Annotated in this window: 12 protein-coding genes; 5 read left to right on the top strand and 7 right to left on the bottom strand. The window is 73.5% G+C overall.

The window, feature by feature from the left end; translation table 11 throughout:
* Nucleotides 1-69 precede the first annotated feature (69 nt).
* Nucleotides 70-933, top strand: coding sequence for a phosphotransferase enzyme family protein (locus ACZ7L0_RS03405; RefSeq protein WP_471240691.1), 864 nt, complete (start codon nucleotides 70-72; stop codon nucleotides 931-933).
* A gap of 27 nt (nucleotides 934-960) precedes the next feature.
* Here ACZ7L0_RS03405 and ACZ7L0_RS03410 read toward each other — a convergent pair whose 3' ends face one another.
* The 4 genes from ACZ7L0_RS03410 to ACZ7L0_RS03425 form a co-directional block, all read right to left on the bottom strand.
* Nucleotides 961-1683, bottom strand: coding sequence for an exonuclease domain-containing protein (locus ACZ7L0_RS03410; protein WP_471240692.1), 723 nt, complete (start codon nucleotides 1681-1683; stop codon nucleotides 961-963).
* A 114-nt stretch (nucleotides 1684-1797) separates the two neighbouring features.
* Nucleotides 1798-3039, bottom strand: a complete 1242-nt coding sequence (locus tag ACZ7L0_RS03415; RefSeq protein WP_471240693.1) for an SAV2148 family HEPN domain-containing protein — start codon at nucleotides 3037-3039, stop codon at nucleotides 1798-1800.
* A gap of 102 nt (nucleotides 3040-3141) precedes the next feature.
* Nucleotides 3142-4458: a copper amine oxidase gene (locus tag ACZ7L0_RS03420; protein ID WP_471240694.1), complete on the bottom strand. Its 1317-nt coding sequence runs from the start codon at nucleotides 4456-4458 to the stop codon at nucleotides 3142-3144.
* Nucleotides 4459-4526: 68 nt separating this feature from the next.
* Nucleotides 4527-5348 carry a Tat pathway signal sequence domain protein gene (locus tag ACZ7L0_RS03425; RefSeq protein WP_471240695.1) on the bottom strand — a complete coding sequence of 274 codons (822 nt, stop codon included), beginning with the start codon at nucleotides 5346-5348 and terminating at the stop codon, nucleotides 4527-4529.
* A gap of 195 nt (nucleotides 5349-5543) precedes the next feature.
* Between ACZ7L0_RS03425 and glgX the strand changes: the two genes are divergently transcribed.
* On the top strand, nucleotides 5544-7661 hold the full coding sequence (gene glgX, locus ACZ7L0_RS03430; protein WP_471240696.1) for a glycogen debranching protein GlgX: 2118 nt from the start codon (nucleotides 5544-5546) through the stop codon (nucleotides 7659-7661).
* Between the two features lie 73 nt (nucleotides 7662-7734).
* Complete coding sequence (gene treY, locus ACZ7L0_RS03435) at nucleotides 7735-10092, top strand: malto-oligosyltrehalose synthase (protein ID WP_471240697.1); 2358 nt, start codon at nucleotides 7735-7737, stop codon at nucleotides 10090-10092.
* Between the two features lie 184 nt (nucleotides 10093-10276).
* On the opposite strand, the gene ACZ7L0_RS03440 is transcribed toward treY, so the two are convergent.
* Nucleotides 10277-11215, bottom strand: a complete 939-nt coding sequence (locus ACZ7L0_RS03440; protein ID WP_471240698.1) for a LysR family transcriptional regulator — start codon at nucleotides 11213-11215, stop codon at nucleotides 10277-10279.
* A gap of 77 nt (nucleotides 11216-11292) precedes the next feature.
* Between ACZ7L0_RS03440 and lpdA the strand changes: the two genes are divergently transcribed.
* Together lpdA and ACZ7L0_RS03450 are read left to right on the top strand one after the other, a co-directional pair.
* A complete protein-coding gene (lpdA, locus tag ACZ7L0_RS03445; protein WP_471240699.1) occupies nucleotides 11293-12711 on the top strand; it encodes a dihydrolipoyl dehydrogenase in 1419 nt (472 codons plus the stop codon).
* A 124-nt stretch (nucleotides 12712-12835) separates the two neighbouring features.
* Nucleotides 12836-14086 (top strand): M14 family zinc carboxypeptidase, encoded by a 1251-nt coding sequence (locus tag ACZ7L0_RS03450; RefSeq protein ID WP_471240700.1) that lies wholly within the window; start codon nucleotides 12836-12838, stop codon nucleotides 14084-14086.
* A 53-nt stretch (nucleotides 14087-14139) separates the two neighbouring features.
* Here the strand turns inward: ACZ7L0_RS03450 and ACZ7L0_RS03455 are convergent, their stop codons facing one another.
* Nucleotides 14140-14559 carry an SSI family serine proteinase inhibitor gene (locus ACZ7L0_RS03455; protein WP_471240701.1) on the bottom strand — a complete coding sequence of 140 codons (420 nt, stop codon included), beginning with the start codon at nucleotides 14557-14559 and terminating at the stop codon, nucleotides 14140-14142.
* The gene (locus tag ACZ7L0_RS03460) at nucleotides 14556-15878 is read right to left on the bottom strand and encodes a M14 family zinc carboxypeptidase (protein WP_471240702.1); all 1323 of its coding nucleotides are present in this window, start codon (nucleotides 15876-15878) and stop codon (nucleotides 14556-14558) included. Before ACZ7L0_RS03460 ends, ACZ7L0_RS03455 begins: the two co-directional genes overlap by 4 nt.
* Nucleotides 15879-15966: the final 88 nt, after the last annotated feature.

The raw sequence follows: 15966 nt of genomic DNA on the forward strand, positions 1-15966 counted from the left end.
CCGCGCACCCGGCCCTACCTGTGTGAATGCGAGACTGGTCGGGATCGGGACAGGACACGGAGGCGGACGATGGACGAGGCACGGGCGCGGGACGTACTGGCCGCGGCGGGAGTTCTGCCGGGTCCGGCCCGGGACGCGCGGCTCCTCGCCCTGGGCGAGAACGCGGTGTTCGCCGCCGGTGACCTGGTCGTCAAGGTGGGCCGCGACGCCGAGTTGCTGGACCGGGCGCGGCGGGAGCTCGCCATCGCGGCATGGCTGGCGGGGGCGGGCGTGCCGGCGGTACGGGCGGCCGGGACCGAGGCGCTGCTGGTGGAGGGACACCCGGTGACCGTGTGGCACCGGCTGCCCGAGCCCGTACGGCCCGCCGAGCCGCGCGATCTGGCCGAACTGCTCCGGGTCGTGCACGCACTGCCCTCCCCCTCCTTCGCACTGCCGCCCCGCGAGCTGCTGGGCGGTGTGGAGCGCTGGCTGCGGCTGGCGGGCGACGCGATCGACCCGGCGGACGCGGCGTATCTGCGGGAGCGGCGGGACGGCTTCGCGGCGGCTGCCGCCGCGCTGACGCCCCGGCTGCCGCGGGGGCCCATCCACGGGGACGCGCTGCCGCGCAACGTGCACGTCGGCCCCGACGGCCCGGTCCTGGTCGACCTGGAGACCTTCTCCGCCGACCTGCGTGAGCACGACCTGGTGGTGATGGCCCTCTCCCGTGACCGCTACGGCCTGCCCGCCGAGGCCTACGACTCCTTCACCGGCGCCTACGGCTGGGACGTACGGGAGTGGGAGGGCTGCTCGGTGCTGCGCGGCGCCCGCGAGACGGCCAGCTGCGCCTGGGTCGCCCAGCACGCCCCGGCGAACCCCAAGGCGCTGGCCGAGTTCGAGCGCCGGGTGGCGTCGCTGCGGGACGGGGACGAGACGGTGCGGTGGTATCCCTTCTGAGCCGTGTCCCCGTGCCCGGGGGCGGGTTCAGACCCGTTCGTCCGCAGGCTCCTTGAGCGGCCAGGTCCCGTCGACCACCGCGTCCGCGTCACCCTTGCCCCGCAGGAAGTTCTGGAAGTCCGCCGCCCACGCCGCGTACCACTCGATCTGGCGCTGGTGCAGCAGTGCCGGGCCGAGGGCCGCGATCTTGGGGTGGCGGTCGGCTATCGCCGAGGCCAGGCGGGCCGCGGCGAGGGCGTCGGAGGTGGCGTCGTGGGCGGCGTCGAGCACGATGCCGTACTCGGTGCAGACCGCTTCGAGGTTGCGCTTGCCGCGGCGGTAGCGGTCGACCTGACGGTCGATGGTGTACGGGTCGAGGACCGGGGCGGGGTCGAGGCCGCCGAGGCGCTCGGATAGCGAGGGCAGGCCGTGGCGCCGCAGTTCGGCGGAGAGCAGGGTGAGGTCGAAGGCCGCGTTGTAGGCGACGACCGGCACGCCGGTCTTCCAGTACCCCGTGAGGACGTCCGCGATGGCGTCCGCGACCCGGTCGGCCGGCTCACCCTCGGCCGCCGCGCGTTCGTTGCTGATGCCGTGCACCGCCACCGCGTCGGCCGGGATCTCCACGCCCGGATCCGCCAGCCACTCCCGGCGTCCTATCGGCTGCCCGGCCCTGACCTCGATCACGGCCCCCGTGACGATGCGCGCCTCGCGCGGATCCGTCCCGGTCGTCTCCAGGTCGAAGCCGATCAGCAGCTCCCGGTGCCAGCCCATGGGCGGCCCCCCTTCTTGGTGGTGCGTTCCCCCGGTGGTCTCTCAGTGGTTTCCACCCTCGCACGCGCCACTGACAATCCGAGGTCCGCGTTCCGCTGTACCCCCGGGGACAGTTCAGGACACCGGTCGTGAATCCGCCCAAGCCAGCTCGAATTCCTCGCGGTATGTCGCGAAGAGCCCGCCTTCGCCCACGTCGTCCGACTTGACCACCCGGCTGCCGTTGCGCAGCACCAGCACCGGCGACTCCATCCCCCGCGCCCCGCGCAGATAGGACTGCACCACGCTGATGCCGTCGGAGCCGTCGCCGTCCACGAGGTAGGCGGTGAAGCGCGGTGTCTCGTCGTAGACCTGGATGGCGAAGGCGTCCGGGTCCCGCAGCCGGGACCGCACCCGGCGCATGTGCAGGATGTTCATCTCCACGGAGCGGCTCAGTTCGCCCCGTTTCATCCCCAGTTCGCGCTCGCGCCGCTTCACCGCGCTGGAGGCCGGGTTGAGGAAGAGCAGCCGCACCCGGCAGCCGGTCTCCGCGAGGCGCACCAGCCGCCGTCCGGAGAAGTTCTGCACGAGCAGGTTGAGGCCGATGCCGATGGCGTCGAGGCGGCGGGCACCGCCGAAGAGGTCCTCGGCGGGGAACTGGCGCATGAGCCGCACCCGGTCGGGGTGCACGGCGACCACGTCCGCGTACCGGTCGCCGACCAGGCTCTCGACCGCGTCCACGGGCAGCCGGCGCGCGGACGGTACGTCGCCGCCCGCGCCGAGCATCTCCAGGAGCCGGGCCGAGGCCCGCTCGGCCTGGGCCAGGACGGCCTCGGAAAGGGCCCGGTTGCGGGAGACGACGTTGCGGGTGACCTCCAGCTCGTCCAGGGCGAGCTCGACGTCCCGGCGTTCGTCGAAGTAGGGCTCGAAGCACGGCCAGTGCTGCACCATCAGCTCGCGCAGCTGGGGCAGCGTGAGGAAGCTGAGCACGTTGTCGTCTGCCGGGTCGAGCAGATAGCCCTTGCGGCGGCTGACCTCGCGCACGGCGACCGCGCGCTGCACCCACTCCTGGCCGGCGGGTCCGGCCGCGGCCACCACCCAGTCGTCGCCGTGGACGGGTTCGTAGATGGGCCGCAGGACGGCGGCCACCACCGCGCGCAGCCGCTGTTCGACGAGGTTCAGCCAGATGTAGGCGCGGCCGGCCCGCTGGGCGCGGGTGCGCACCTCGTGCCAGGCGTCGGCGTCCCAGTCCAGTTCCGGCCCGATGGAACCCGCCGCGTCCATCGGCCGCGCCAGGGACACCGCGCCGGGCGGGACGTCCGTGGAGCTCCCCTCGTGACCCTCGTCACCAGGGGGCAGCTCCAGCCCTCCCGAGCCCACCCGTGCACCGCCTTCCGCTCCCCCGAGCTCTTCCCGTGCCAACGATCAAGGAAGGGTACTCCGCAAGCGGTCGACGGTGCAGCCGGATGGACAGGTCGTTTCTCAACTGCGCGGGCGCCAGTGCCCGTTCTGCCACGCGAGCTCGTCGGGAGTGAGCGGGTTCATGGCGGTGACGTCGCGCGGAGCGATGGCGAAGCCCTGCCAGTGGATCGGCATGGGCTGCTGGTCCTCGTCCCGGGCGATGTGGTGGAAGCCCACGTTCATCCACACGACGGGGTGGGTGAGGGTCTGGCCGTTGACCCACTTGTCGACGGTCTTGCCCGCCCCGGAGGGGCAGTTGCCCGGGTTGTTGCTGGCGAACTGCTCGCACTTGTTGTACTCGGTGAAGTACACGTCGTGCTTGGTGAAGCTGCGTCCCGGGTACCGGGTGGTGGTGCCGGGGACGATCTCGTACGAGCGCGCGTGGCCGTCCTTGTTCTTGCCGGTGGCGCTGACCATCCGCCACCAGCGGTAGGTCTTGGCGTCGCCCGCGAGTTCCTTGGTGACCTTGGTGCGGGTGGTCTTGTTGGTCGGGGCGGCCTGGCCGCGGGCGGGCGCGGTGACCGCCGAGTCGTACTGCTCGACCTTGTTCTTGGAGGAGCCGTCGAGGCCGAAGTCCAGCCGCCAGAAGACGTTGTGGCTGTGGCTGGTGGCGTAGGCCTTGGCGCCCTTGCCGATGGGCCAGCCGCGCCCGTCACCGGCGTCGTAGTCGTCGTAGGAGAGGCTGCCGGTGGCGCCGACGTTCATGTTGACCGTGCCGTCGTCCTGGAAGCGCCACTCGGTCATGTACTCGTACCAGCCGACCTGGTTGACCGTGTAGACGAGCAGGTCCTTGCCCTGGGCCTGGAAGACCTTGTTCGCGCTGTCGCCCTGCATGCGGTAGGCGTGGCCGCGGGAGCGGGTGGTGGTGCACAGGCCGTTGACGTTCGGGTGCTGGGGGTCCCAGGCGTCGGGGACCTTGACGGTCTTGATGGTGCCGCCGGGGCACTCGCCCGGCGCCAGGTTGACCAGGCCCTGGGCGAAGCCGAAGCCCGTCAGGTCGTCGTACTCGACGCTGCCGTCGTCGTAGGGGACGTCGATCTGGGCGAGCCGGGCGCTGTTGAGGACCTTGATCGGCGCGGTCTCGCCCTTGGGCTGGTAGGAGACGTTCTCCAGGACGAGACCGGCCTTGCTGTCGTAACGCCAGCACATCCGCCAGGTGGTGCCGCTGGAGAGCTTCTGCTCGATCTTGTAGGCGGCACTGCAGTCGGCGGCCGCCGCGGCGGCCCTCGGCTGGGCGACGGCCGGCCCCGCGCCGGCTGTGACACAGGCGGCCAGCGCGGCCACGGTCAGGCCCACGGCGGCCCGGCTGCGGGCATGACGGATTTTGTTCGCGCGCATGAAGAGGTGACTCCCTCGCAGGAGGTGCAGGTTCGAAAGGTGGACGGACGACGTGTCCGGAGGGCGGCTCAGCCGCGGTCGAGCTGGGCGACCTTGCGGGCGCTGAGGTCGATGATCAACGACCTGGCGTCGATCCACGGGCCGTTCTTGACCTTCGGGAACAGGCGCACGCAGCGGTGTTCGCCGCACTTGTCGAGCACGGCGGGCTGGGCGCCCGGAGTGGCCCGGTAGACCGCGCCGTTGAACAGCAGCTGGTCCGGGGAGGTGAGTGCGTGTCCGGTGGCGTCCTTGTAGTCCGCCTTGAGGCCCGCGCCCAGCGGGTCGGCGATCAGGAGCCTGGCCGCCTCGACGTTCTCGGCCCGGCTCAGCGGCGGCTGGACGCCGTGCTGGGTGCCGGTCTGCTCGACCTTGCCGGTCTCCAGGTTCACGGTCTTGGTGACGAGGGTGTCGTTCTTGTAGTCGTAGAACGTCACGTCGGCCCGTCGCGGTGCGTTCGGGTCGTCCAGCTCGTCGGCCTCCGGGTCGGCGAGGTCGACGGTGAGGCGCTGCGGGCCCCGGTCGCCGTCGACGCCCTTGCCCGAGGTGAGCGCCTGCTGGTTCAGCGCGATCTTCTCGACCCGCTGGACCTCGTCGTCGGTGAGCGGGTCGCCGCCGGTGCCCTTCTCGCCCTCGGACGGGGCCCGCTCGACCACGCCGGGCCGGGCGGCGCCGTTGTCCTGGCCCTGGCCCGACTGCTGGGCGGCCTGAGTGCCGCCGCCGTTCGTCCCTCCCGACTCGTTCGCCCCCGCCGTCCCCGGCAGAGTGATTCCGACCATCACGGCGGTACCGGCCACCGCGATGGCCGTGCCGGCCACCACCTTGCCCAGATGGCGGCGCACTGTCTCGCGCACGTCTTTCCCCCTACTCCCCCTGGTCCCGGGAGTACGTTTCTGCCCCACTGGTTCGGCACACGGGCCTCTGCGAGCCCTCGTGTGCGCTGGTCGCCCGGTAAGAGGGGCGTAAGTCACAGGTGGTTCCATCACTTTCCGGGAGACTCGTGGTCAAGGCACCCCCGGCCGCGCGGCACACCTGGGAGAGTCGTATCCATGCAGGTCTGGCCTGGAGAGGCGTATCCGCTCGGCGCCACGTACGACGGCGCCGGGACCAACTTCGCGGTCTTCACCGAAGCCGCGAACCGAGTAGAGCTGTGTCTGCTGCACGACGACGGCTCGGAGACGGCGGTGGAACTGCGGGAGAGCGACGCGTTCGTGCGGCACGCGTACGTGCCCGGCGTCATGCCCGGACAGCGGTACGGGTTCCGGGTGCACGGACCGTACGACCCCGCGCGCGGCCTGCGCTGCAACTCGGCGAAGCTGCTGCTCGACCCGTACGCGAAGGCGGTGAGCGGGTCGGTCCGATGGGGCGAGGAGGTGTACGGCTACCACTTCGGCGCCCCCGACAGCCGCAACGACCTGGACTCGGCGCCGCACACCATGACGTCGGTGGTGATCAACCCGTACTTCGACTGGGGCGACGACCGGCGCCCGCGCACCGAGTACCACCACACGGTGATCTACGAGGCCCATGTCAAGGGCCTGACCATGCGCCACCCGGGTCTGCCGGAGGAGCTGCGCGGCACCTACGCGGGGCTCGCGCACCCGGCGGTCATCGAACACCTGACGGAGCTCGGGGTGACGGCGCTGGAGCTGATGCCCGTACACCAGTTCGTCAACGATCACCGCCTGGTCGACATGGGCCTGAACAACTACTGGGGCTACAACACCATCGGCTTCTTCGCCCCGCACAACGCGTACGCCTCCTGGGGCGACCGCGGCCAGCAGGTCCTGGAGTTCAAGTCGGCGGTCCGGGCCCTGCACGAGGCCGGGATCGAGGTCATCCTGGACGTGGTCTACAACCACACCGCGGAGGGCAACCACCTGGGCCCGACGCTGTCCTTCCGGGGCATCGACAACCCCTCGTACTACCGCCTGGCGGACGACCCCCGCTACTACATGGACACCACGGGCACCGGGAACTCCCTGCTCATGCGGTCCCCGCACGTGTTGCAGCTGATCATGGACTCGCTGCGGTACTGGGTCACCGAGATGCATGTCGACGGGTTCCGCTTCGACCTCGCGGCGACCCTGGCCCGGCAGTTCCACGAGGTGGACCGGCTGTCGTCGTTCTTCGACCTGGTGCAGCAGGACCCCGTGGTCTCCCAGGTGAAGCTGATCGCCGAGCCGTGGGACGTGGGCGAGGGCGGCTACCAGGTGGGGAACTTCCCGCCGCTGTGGACGGAGTGGAACGGCAAGTACCGCGACACGGTCCGGGACCTGTGGCGGGGCGAGCCGCGCGCGCTCGCGGAGTTCGCCTCCCGGCTGACCGGCTCCTCGGACCTCTACCAGGACGACGGGCGGCGCCCGCTGGCCTCGATCAACTTCGTCACCTGCCACGACGGGTTCACGCTGCACGACCTCGTGTCGTACAACGACAAGCACAACGACGCCAACGGCGAGGACAACCAGGACGGCGAGAGCCACAACCGGTCCTGGAACTGCGGGGCGGAGGGCGAGAGCGACGACCCCGGGGTGCTGGCGCTGCGCGCCCGGCAGATGCGGAACTTCATCGCGACGCTGATGCTGTCCCAGGGCGTGCCCATGATCAGCCACGGGGACGAGTTCGCGCGCACCCAGGGCGGCAACAACAACGCCTACTGCCAGGACAACGAGGTGTCCTGGGTCCAGTGGCCCGGGTCCGAGGGCGGCGGCAGCGAGCTGCGGGACTTCACGCGGGCGCTGGTGTGGCTGCGCAAGGAGCACCCCGTCTTCCGGCGGCGGCGCTTCTTCCACGGGCGGCCGGTGGAAGGCACCCACGACGACCTGTCCGACATCGCCTGGTTCACCCCGGACGGCCGGGAGATGACCCAGCGGGACTGGGACTCGGCGCAGGCCTCGGCGCTGACCGTGTTCCTCAACGGCAACGCGATCTCCGAGCCCGGCGCGCGCGGGGAGCGCATCACCGACGACTCCTTCCTGCTCATGTTCAACCCCTCGCCCGAGTCCCTGGACTTCGTGGTGCCGGTCAACCACGGGCGGCAGTGGCAGGTGGTCGTCGACACGGCCCGCGCCGACGGGACGCCCCCCGCCGCGGACGCCAAGATCCAGGCCGGGGACCGGCTCACCCTGCCGGACCGCGGCATGGTGGTGCTGCGGCGGCCTGCCTGAAAGCCGTCACGCGCGCGTGGGGAGCTGCGGGGTGGATGACACGAAAGGCGGCGGGATGGGTACGTAGGTCTGCATGACATCTGAGCTACCCGATCCGGCGGTACCGACGGCCACCTACCGGCTTCAGCTGCAGCCCGAGTTCCCCTTCTCGGCCGCTGCGGCGGCCGTCCCGTATCTGGCGTCGCTCGGCGTGTCGCACCTGCACCTGTCTCCCGTCCTGGAGGCCGTCCCGGGCTCCGCGCACGGGTACGACGTGGTGGACCACGCGCGCGTGCGCGAGGAGCTGGGCGGCGAGGAGGGCCTGCGGGCACTGGCGGGGACCGCGCGCGGGCACGGCCTCGGCCTCGTCGTGGACATCGTGCCCAACCACATGGCCCTGGCCCCGCGCCACAACCGCGCGCTGTGGGAGGTCCTGCGCGAGGGCCCCAAGTCGCCGTACGCGCGCTGGTTCGACATCGACTGGGATGCCCAGGGCGGGCAGATGCTGCTGCCGGTGCTCGGGCGTCCGGTCGGCGAGGAGCTGGGCCATCTCGTGGTCGACGGCGACGTCCTGCGCTACCACGACCACGCCTTCCCGCTCCGTGAGGGCACCGAGGACCTGCCGCTGCCCCGGCTGCTGGACGCGCAGTGGTACCGCCCGGTGTGGTGGCGGCTGGCCCGGACCGAGCTCAACTACCGGCGTTTCTTCAGCATCTCGGAGCTGATCGGGGTGCGGGTGGAGGACCCGGAGGTGTTCGAGGCCACCCACGGCACGATCCTCCGGCTGCTGCGCGAGGGCGTGGTCGACGGGCTGCGCGTCGACCACCCGGACGGTCTCGCCGACCCCGACGGGTACCTCCGGCGGCTGCACGAGGCGACCGGCGGACGCTGGACGGTCGTCGAGAAGATCCTGTCCGACGGGGAGCACCTCCCGGCCTCCTGGCCCGTGGCGGGCACCACCGGCTACGACGCCCTGCGGCACATCGACGGCCTGTTCACGGACCCGGCGGGGGCGGCGGAACTGGTCGGGCAGTACAAGCGGTTCGCGGCCCCGCAGACGGACCGGGGCGGCAACTGGCCGGCCACGGCGCGGCGGGCGGCGTACAAGGTGCTCACGCACGAGCTGGCCGCCGAGACGGACCGGCTGACCCGGGTGGCGAGCCGGCTGTGCGCGGGCTCGCCGGACCCGGCGCTGCGCGACCGCGCTCCCTGGGCGCTGCGGACCGCGCTGGAGGAGCTGCTGGTGCGGCTCGGGGTGTACCGGCCGTACGCCTCCGGCGATGTGACCGCCGTCGTCACCGAGGAGGCCGCCGAGGAGGCCCGGCGGGCCTTCGTCGTGCCCGAGGAGGGGCAGGCGGTCGACCTCGTGCGCGGGCTGCTGACCGGGCCTGCCGGGGTGGATCCGGACCTCGCGGAGTTCCGCGCGCGGTTCGCGCAGACCGCGTCGGCGCTGCGCGCCAAGTCCGTGGAGGACACGGCGTTCTACCGCTACGTGCCGCTGCTGTCCGCGACCGAGGTGGGCGGCGAGCCGGGCAGTCCGGGAGTGTCCCCGGAGGACTTCCACGCGTACTGCGCGCGCGTGCAGCGCGACTGGCCGGCCACCGGGACCGTGGTGTCGACGCACGACACCAAGCGCAGCGCCGACGTGCGCGCCGCGCTGGCCGTGCTGACCGAGTGCCCGCGGCGCTGGGCGGGCCTCCTCGCGGAGCTCACCCCGGAGGGCGGCGCGGCCGTGCCGGACGGGCAGCTGGCCTGGGCGGCCTGGCAGACGGTGTTCGGGCTCGGCCCGGCGGACCGGGACCGCGTCGCCCAGGCCCTGCTGAAGCATGCGCGGGAGGCCGGGCTCTACACCAGCTGGACGGAGCAGGAGCCGCCGTACGAGGAGGCGGTGGCCGCGTTCGTGGCGGCCGGGCCGTGCGGGGCGCCCGGCGAGCGCGTGGCGGCCCTGCGGGACCTGCTGGCGGTGCACATCCGGGCCAACGTCCTCGGGACGGCACTGGTCCATCTGACGATGCCGGGGGTGCCGGACCTCTACCAGGGCACGGAGGCCGAGTACCGGGCGCTGGTCGATCCGGACAACCGGCGGCCGGTCCGGTTCCCGCCTCAGGCCCCCGGCGAGAAGGGCGCGGTGACGGCGGCGGCCCTGCGGCTGCGCGCGCGCCGCCCGGACGTCTTCGGCACCGGGGCCTCGTACGCGCCGCTGCCCGCCGAAGGCACGGCCGCGGAGCACTGCGTGGCCTTCACCCGATCCGGCGAGACGGTGACCGCCGTGACCCGGCTGTCGCTGCGGCTGGCCGAGGCGGGCGGCTGGGACGACACACGGCTCCCCCTGCCCCCTGGCCGGTGGGCCGACGTCCTGACCCCGGGGCGCGAGTTCGAGGGCCACGCCCCCGCGACGGAACTGTTCGAACCCCTGCCGGTGGCGTTGCTGGAACGGGTCGGCAGCGCCTGAGGATGCCGCGGGAGCCGGGGGTGGGCCGCCCGGCCCGGCGCTGACGGGGTGCGGACGGTCAACCGCAGCCGGTGCTACGGGGGCGTGCGGCCGGGCGGCGCTTCCCGGGGGCGGCCACGCCTCGCGCCGGACGACCACGAAAGCTCCGCCCCACCGGTCGCACGCACACGCGGCGTGCGGGCGGTCAACCGCAGCCGGAGCTCAGGGGGTCGTGCGGGCGGGTGGGCGGGACGGGGTTGCCCGGGGGTGGCCAGGTTTCGCGGAGGAGGGTGATGAAGGCATCGGCGGCGCCGGTGGGTGGTACGCGTGCGTAGGCGGTGAGTGTGCGCTTCCAGGGTGGGTCGGGGGTGAGGACGACGCAGTCCTCGCCGACCGCGCCGCGGACGACGTGGGAGGGTGCCACGCAGACCCCGACCCCGGCGGCGGCCATGCGGACGGCGGTGGAGGTGTGCTCGGTGCGCACGGCGGTGCGCGGCCGGAAGCCGGCCTGTCCGCAGGCCCGGTCGAGGAAGCGCTCGCCGTGCACGACGGGCTCCATGGCGCAGCGCACCCAGGAGTGGTCCGCGAGCTCCGGCAGCGTCACCGTCGTACGGCCCGCGAGACGGTCGTCGAAGGGGACCACGAGGACGATCTCCTCCTCGCCGACCGGTGCGACGGTGCCGGGCCAGTCGGCCGGTGCCGGGCCGACGGCGAGGTCGGCGGTGCCGCGTTCCACCGCCTCCCGCAGGGCTTCGGAGGTGGCGTACTCGTGGAGGTGCAGCAGGACGCGGGGGTGGGCGGTGTGCCAGCGGGCGAAGACGTCGGGGAGGATGCCCACCGCGACGGAGTGCAGGGCCGCGACATGCAGTTCGCCGCCCTCGGCACCGGCCGTGGCGCGGGCGGCGCGGCGGGCCTGGACGGCGCTGCGGACGGCGAGTTCGGCGTGCGGCCGGAAGGCGCGGCCCATCGGGGTGAGGCGCACCCCGCGCGGCAGCCGCTCCAGCAGCGCGCCGCCGACCGACTTCTCCAGGGCCTTGATCTGGTGCGAGAGCGCGGGCTGCGTGACGTGCAGAACCTCCGCCGCGCGCGTGAAGGACGCCTCTTCGACGACCGTGAGGAAGTACTCCATCTGCCGCAGACTCATGCCATAAGCATCCTGCATCGGTTCCACAAGAACATTGCCTTGGACTCATCGCGAGGGACGGACGGAGGGTGGAGAACATGAACACACCGGACGTCATCGTCATCGGCGGCGGCACCGGCGGTTACAGCACCGCCCTGCGCGCCGCCGCCCTGGGTCTGGAGGTCGTCCTCGTCGAACGCGACAAGGTCGGCGGGACCTGCCTGCACCGCGGCTGCATCCCGAGCAAGGCGATGCTGCACGCCGCCGAACTCGTGGACGGCATCGCCGAGGCCCGTGAGCGCTGGGGCGTCAAGGCCACGCTGGACGCCGTCGACTGGCCCGCCCTCGTCGCCACCCGGGACGACATCGTGGCGCGCAACCACCGGGGCGTCGAGGCCCATCTCGCGCACGCGGGCGTGCGGGTGGTGCGCGGCAGCGCGCGGCTCACAGGGCCACGCACGGTGCATGCGGAGGGCGAATTCACCCCCGGCGTGCGGGACTTCACCGCGCGCCGTGGCATCGTGCTCGCCACCGGCTCGCGCCCGCGCACACTCCCGGGGCTCGAACCGGACGGCCGGCGCGTGGTGACCAGCGACGACGCGTTGTTCGCCCCGGGCCTCCCGGCGTCCGTGCTGGTGCTGGGCGGCGGTGCGATCGGCGTGGAGTACGCCTCCTTCCACCGCTCCATGGGTGCGGAGGTCACCCTGGTGGAGGCCGCCGACCGGCTCGTGCCGCTGGAGGACGCGGATGTGAGCCGCCATCTGACGCGGGGCCTGAAGAAGCGCGGTGTCGACGTCCAGGCGGGGGCCCGGCTGCTGGACGCGGAGCTGCACTCGGACGGCGTACGCGCGCGTGTGCGCACCGGCCGCGGCGAGACCCGCACGGTGGAGGCGGACCGGCTCCTGGTGGCCGTCGGCCGCGTCCCGGTGACCGACGGCCTCGGACTGGCCGCCGCGGGCCTGGCGCCGGACGAGCGGGGGTTCGTGGCACCGGCGGACTGGCGGCGGCTGGAGACGGCCGTGCCGGGCGTGCACGTGGTCGGCGATCTGCTGCCGCCGCCGTCCCTCGGGCTGGCCCACGCGTCGTTCGCGGAGGGCCTGCTGGTGGCCGAGACGCTGGCGGGCCTGCCGTCGGCGCCCGTCGACTACGCGGCGGTGCCCCGGGTCACCTACTCCTCGCCGCAGACCGCGTCCGTGGGCCTGGGTGAGGCGGAGGCACGCGCGCGTGGGCACGAGGTCGAGGTCAACACGATGCCGTTGACCGCGGTCGCCAAGGGCATGGTGCACGGGCAGGGCGGGATGGTGAAGGTCGTCGCCGAGCCGGGCGGCGGACAGGTGCTCGGTGTGCACCTGGTGGGCCCGCACGTGTCCGAGATGATCGCCGAGAGCCAGCTGATCGTCGGCTGGGACGCCCAGCCGTCCGACGTGGCCCGGCACGTCCATCCGCATCCGACGCTGTCGGAGGCGGTCGGCGAGGCCTTCCTGACCCTCGCCGGACGCGGCCTGCACCAGCAGTGAGCGCGAAGGGCCGTACCGGCACGGGTGAATGCCTCCGGGCGCCCCCACGGGCCCCGCGACGTGCTTGACAGTTCACCGAGGCCGTGCGGCACTGGGAGGGCGAAGCCGGGCGGACAAGTCGGGGGTGAGTCCTCTGCCGGAGCTCCGTTACCCCAGTGTTGCCGAACTGGTGGCGTCCGCCCGCGCGTTGGCCACCCGTGAGCCCGGTGTGTGCGCCCTGCGGCAGGTGGGCGTCTCCCGCGCGGGCAGACCGCTGCACCTGCTGTCCGTGGGCCATGCGCGGCGGTCCGTCCTGGTGGTGGCGGGCGCCCACGCCAACGAGCCGACCGGGGGCTCCACGCTCCTCGCGCTCGCCGAACGGGTCGTCGTCGACCGGGAGTTGCGGGACGGCACCTCCTGGCACTTCCTGCTGTGCGCGGACCCGGACGGGGCGAGCCTGCATGTCACCCCGGCGCCGCGCAGCCTGCTCGACTACCACCGCGGCTTCTACCGGCCCGCGCAGCCGGAGCAGCCGGAGTGGTCGCCGTCGGTCCTGCCCCCCGACCGGCTGCCGCCCGAGACACGGGCCCTGACCGGGGTGATAGACGAGCTGCGGCCCTACCTCCAGGTGACCCTGCACGGCACCGACCTGGGCGGCAGCTGGGTGCAGTTGACGAAAGACGTGCCGGGGCTCGCCGAGCCGTTCGCCAAGTCCGCGGCGGAGCTGCACATCCCGGTGGAGACGGGCGCCTCGGACGCGGCGGGCTGGCCCGCGTCGGGCCCCGGTGTGCATGTGATGCCCGGCCCCGGCTCGGGCGTCGCCTACCCGAGCATGCCGGACGACGCCCGGCACAGCACCTGGTACCGCGTCCACCGCTACGGCGGCCTGACGGCGGTGGTGGAGGTGCCGATGTGGGCCAGCGACCTGGTGGACGACCCGGCGCCGCATCCCGCCCCGGCGGCGGCGATACGGGGGCTGGCGCGCCGGCTGCTGCGGGACGCGCTGGAGGTGGAGCTGGTGCTCGCCGAGGCCCTGCCCCGGCTGGAGGACACCGATGTGCCCCTGCTGCGGGCCGCCCGGTGGGCCCTGGAGGTGGTGCCGGGCCTGGCCCAGGACTGGGCCGGCACGCCGCCCGCCGACACCACGAGGGCGTACGTCGGCAGCGTGGACGCCTTCGGACGGCGGCTGCCGCTGCGGGCGGCGGCGATGCTGCTGCGGGTCCTGCGAGAGGCGGACGACCGGGCGGCACCCCGGCTGGAGCATCTCGTCGCCTCCTGGTGCGACGCCTTCGCGGAGCGCTTCCGCGCCCGCTGGGTGCCCCTGGAGCACCAGGTCGAGCACCAGTCCCGCACGGTGCTCGCGGCGGCGCTGCACGCGCGCGAAGGGGCGGCGTGAGGCCGGGACACCCCGGCCTCACGCCGCCCCTGATGCGCACTGATGCCCGGTGCTCAGTCGATCTCGAACACCGCCCCGGTCCGCGCCTGCAGGGTGCAGGCGTTCGAGAACGTCTCCCGGTAGTCGACGGCGCGGCCCTGCCACTGCCCTTGCGCGTGGACGGTCACCGGGGCGTAGATCATCGGGCAGACGTCGTCCTTCGGCGGGATGGCGCGGATGTCGCCGCCCGCCGCCGCGAGCTCGGCGCAGGCCTGGTCGGCGCGCGCGTACCCGTGCGGCGGGTCGCACAGCAGCAGCCTGCTGCGCGTTTCGCTGGAGCGGGCGTCGGCGTGGGTGACGGTGAGGTAGAGCCAGTCGCTCTGGCCGGCGGGGCCGGGCGCCGCCTGGGCGGCGGGTGCCGGGCCGATGGCGAGGAGGGCGGCCGCTGCCAGCAGGGCGCCTCGTACCGCTGTCGCTGTGGTGGTGTGCGTCATTCCCGATGCATCGGCACGGCGGCCTGCGTACCCCACCCCGACTCACCCGAACGGGAACGCACGCGTGCGTACCGCTGCGCCAGTTCGAACGCGGCCAGTACGACACGTGTCTGGTATTCGGCCTGGCGTGCGACCGGGATCCAGCGGGCCCCGTAGGTGTCGCGGTAGTCCGCGCACCAGGTGTCGAGGAGCCGGTCCAGGTCCGGCAGGACACCGGCCGGATCGTGGCCCGCGGTGCGCACCACCCGGTGCAGCAGCCCGGCCGAGCGCAGGGCCAGGCGGCGCCCCGCGATGCGCAGGGCCGCCAGGTGGGCGGTGCTGAGCACGGGCAGCCGGTGGGCCCCGCCGTCGGTGTCGGGGTCCCAGGCGTCGGCGAGGCCGGGGCCGACCAGCAGGTGGTCCTCGACGGGGGCGAGCAGGCGCGCCGCGTCCGGGGCGGCGGCCGGCCGCGTCCGGATCCGGGCCAGGACGCCCTCCAGGAGCCGTGTGTCCTGGCGCAGCGTGTGGCTGATCGCGCGCAGTGCCGCGTCGCGGTCCGCGGGCGGCGTGGGGTCCTCCACGGCGCGTACGCCCCACATGGGCGCCTCGACGACCGCGGTCACGGTGCCGTGGCGGTGCGGGTGGAACCAGGTCGACTCGACGGCCGCCTCGGTGATGGCCGCGGCCAGGCCGCCCCGGCGCGGCGGCGGGATCCGGTAGACGGCGGGCCCGAGGACCGGCCAGTACAGGGTGTCGTACGCGCCGAGTTCGCGGGGGATGCCGAGGCGGGCCGCGATGTGGGCGACGCGCGGGGCGAGCCCGGGCAGGTCGCGGGTCAGCTCGACGAAGCCGCCGCCGACGTCGACGCCGTGCAGCGAGCACTGCAGCAGGGGCCGCAGTTCGTCCTGGAGGCCGAGCAGGGCGCGGGTCTCCGGCATCGCGGCGGCGTCGGCGCCGTCGGGCAGCCATTCGGGCTGTTCCAGGAAGCCGGGCCGGAAGAAGTTCCGGAAGTAGTGCTCCAGTGTGTACGGTCCGGCCAGCCAGCCCTCGTTGCGGCGCGCGCCGTCGGGGTCGAGGCAGAGCAGCAGGTTCCAGGTGGCGTCGGCGCCCTCAGTCAGGCGCGGGTCGGCGAGCGCGCGTTCGGCCAGGCGCAGGACGGTGGCGCCGCCCACCGGTTCGTTGGCGTGCGGTCCGGCGACGACCAGGACGTGCCGGCTGCCGTGGCCGACGGAGAGCAGCCACAGGGGGGTGCCCGCGCGGGAGGTGCCGACGCGGCGCAGCCGGGCGTTCCCGGGGTGGCGGGCGACGAGGGCGGCGGCGCGGGCGCCGAGCTCGTCCACGGGCGGGTAGCGCGGGAGGGGCGGCAGGGGAGCACACCTCCACTGTGCGGTGCCGTCGGGTCACGTCTTGTGCATGAGGTAGGCACAG

This window comes from Streptomyces sp. NPDC039424 (assembly GCF_055639495.1).

What these genes read in the sequence shown, in the direction of transcription:
- ACZ7L0_RS03405 (WP_471240691.1), top strand. Translation starts at nt 70, where the DNA reads ATGGACGAGGCACGGGCGCGGGACGTACTGGCCGCGGCGGGAGTTCTG.
- ACZ7L0_RS03410 (WP_471240692.1), bottom strand. Translation starts at nt 1,683, where the DNA reads ATGGGCTGGCACCGGGAGCTGCTGATCGGCTTCGACCTGGAGACGACC.
- ACZ7L0_RS03420 (WP_471240694.1), bottom strand. Translation starts at nt 4,458, where the DNA reads ATGCGCGCGAACAAAATCCGTCATGCCCGCAGCCGGGCCGCCGTGGGC.
- glgX (WP_471240696.1), top strand. Translation starts at nt 5,544, where the DNA reads ATGCAGGTCTGGCCTGGAGAGGCGTATCCGCTCGGCGCCACGTACGAC.
- treY (WP_471240697.1), top strand. Translation starts at nt 7,735, where the DNA reads ATGACATCTGAGCTACCCGATCCGGCGGTACCGACGGCCACCTACCGG.
- ACZ7L0_RS03440 (WP_471240698.1), bottom strand. Translation starts at nt 11,215, where the DNA reads ATGAGTCTGCGGCAGATGGAGTACTTCCTCACGGTCGTCGAAGAGGCG.
- lpdA (WP_471240699.1), top strand. Translation starts at nt 11,293, where the DNA reads ATGAACACACCGGACGTCATCGTCATCGGCGGCGGCACCGGCGGTTAC.
- ACZ7L0_RS03455 (WP_471240701.1), bottom strand. Translation starts at nt 14,559, where the DNA reads ATGACGCACACCACCACAGCGACAGCGGTACGAGGCGCCCTGCTGGCA.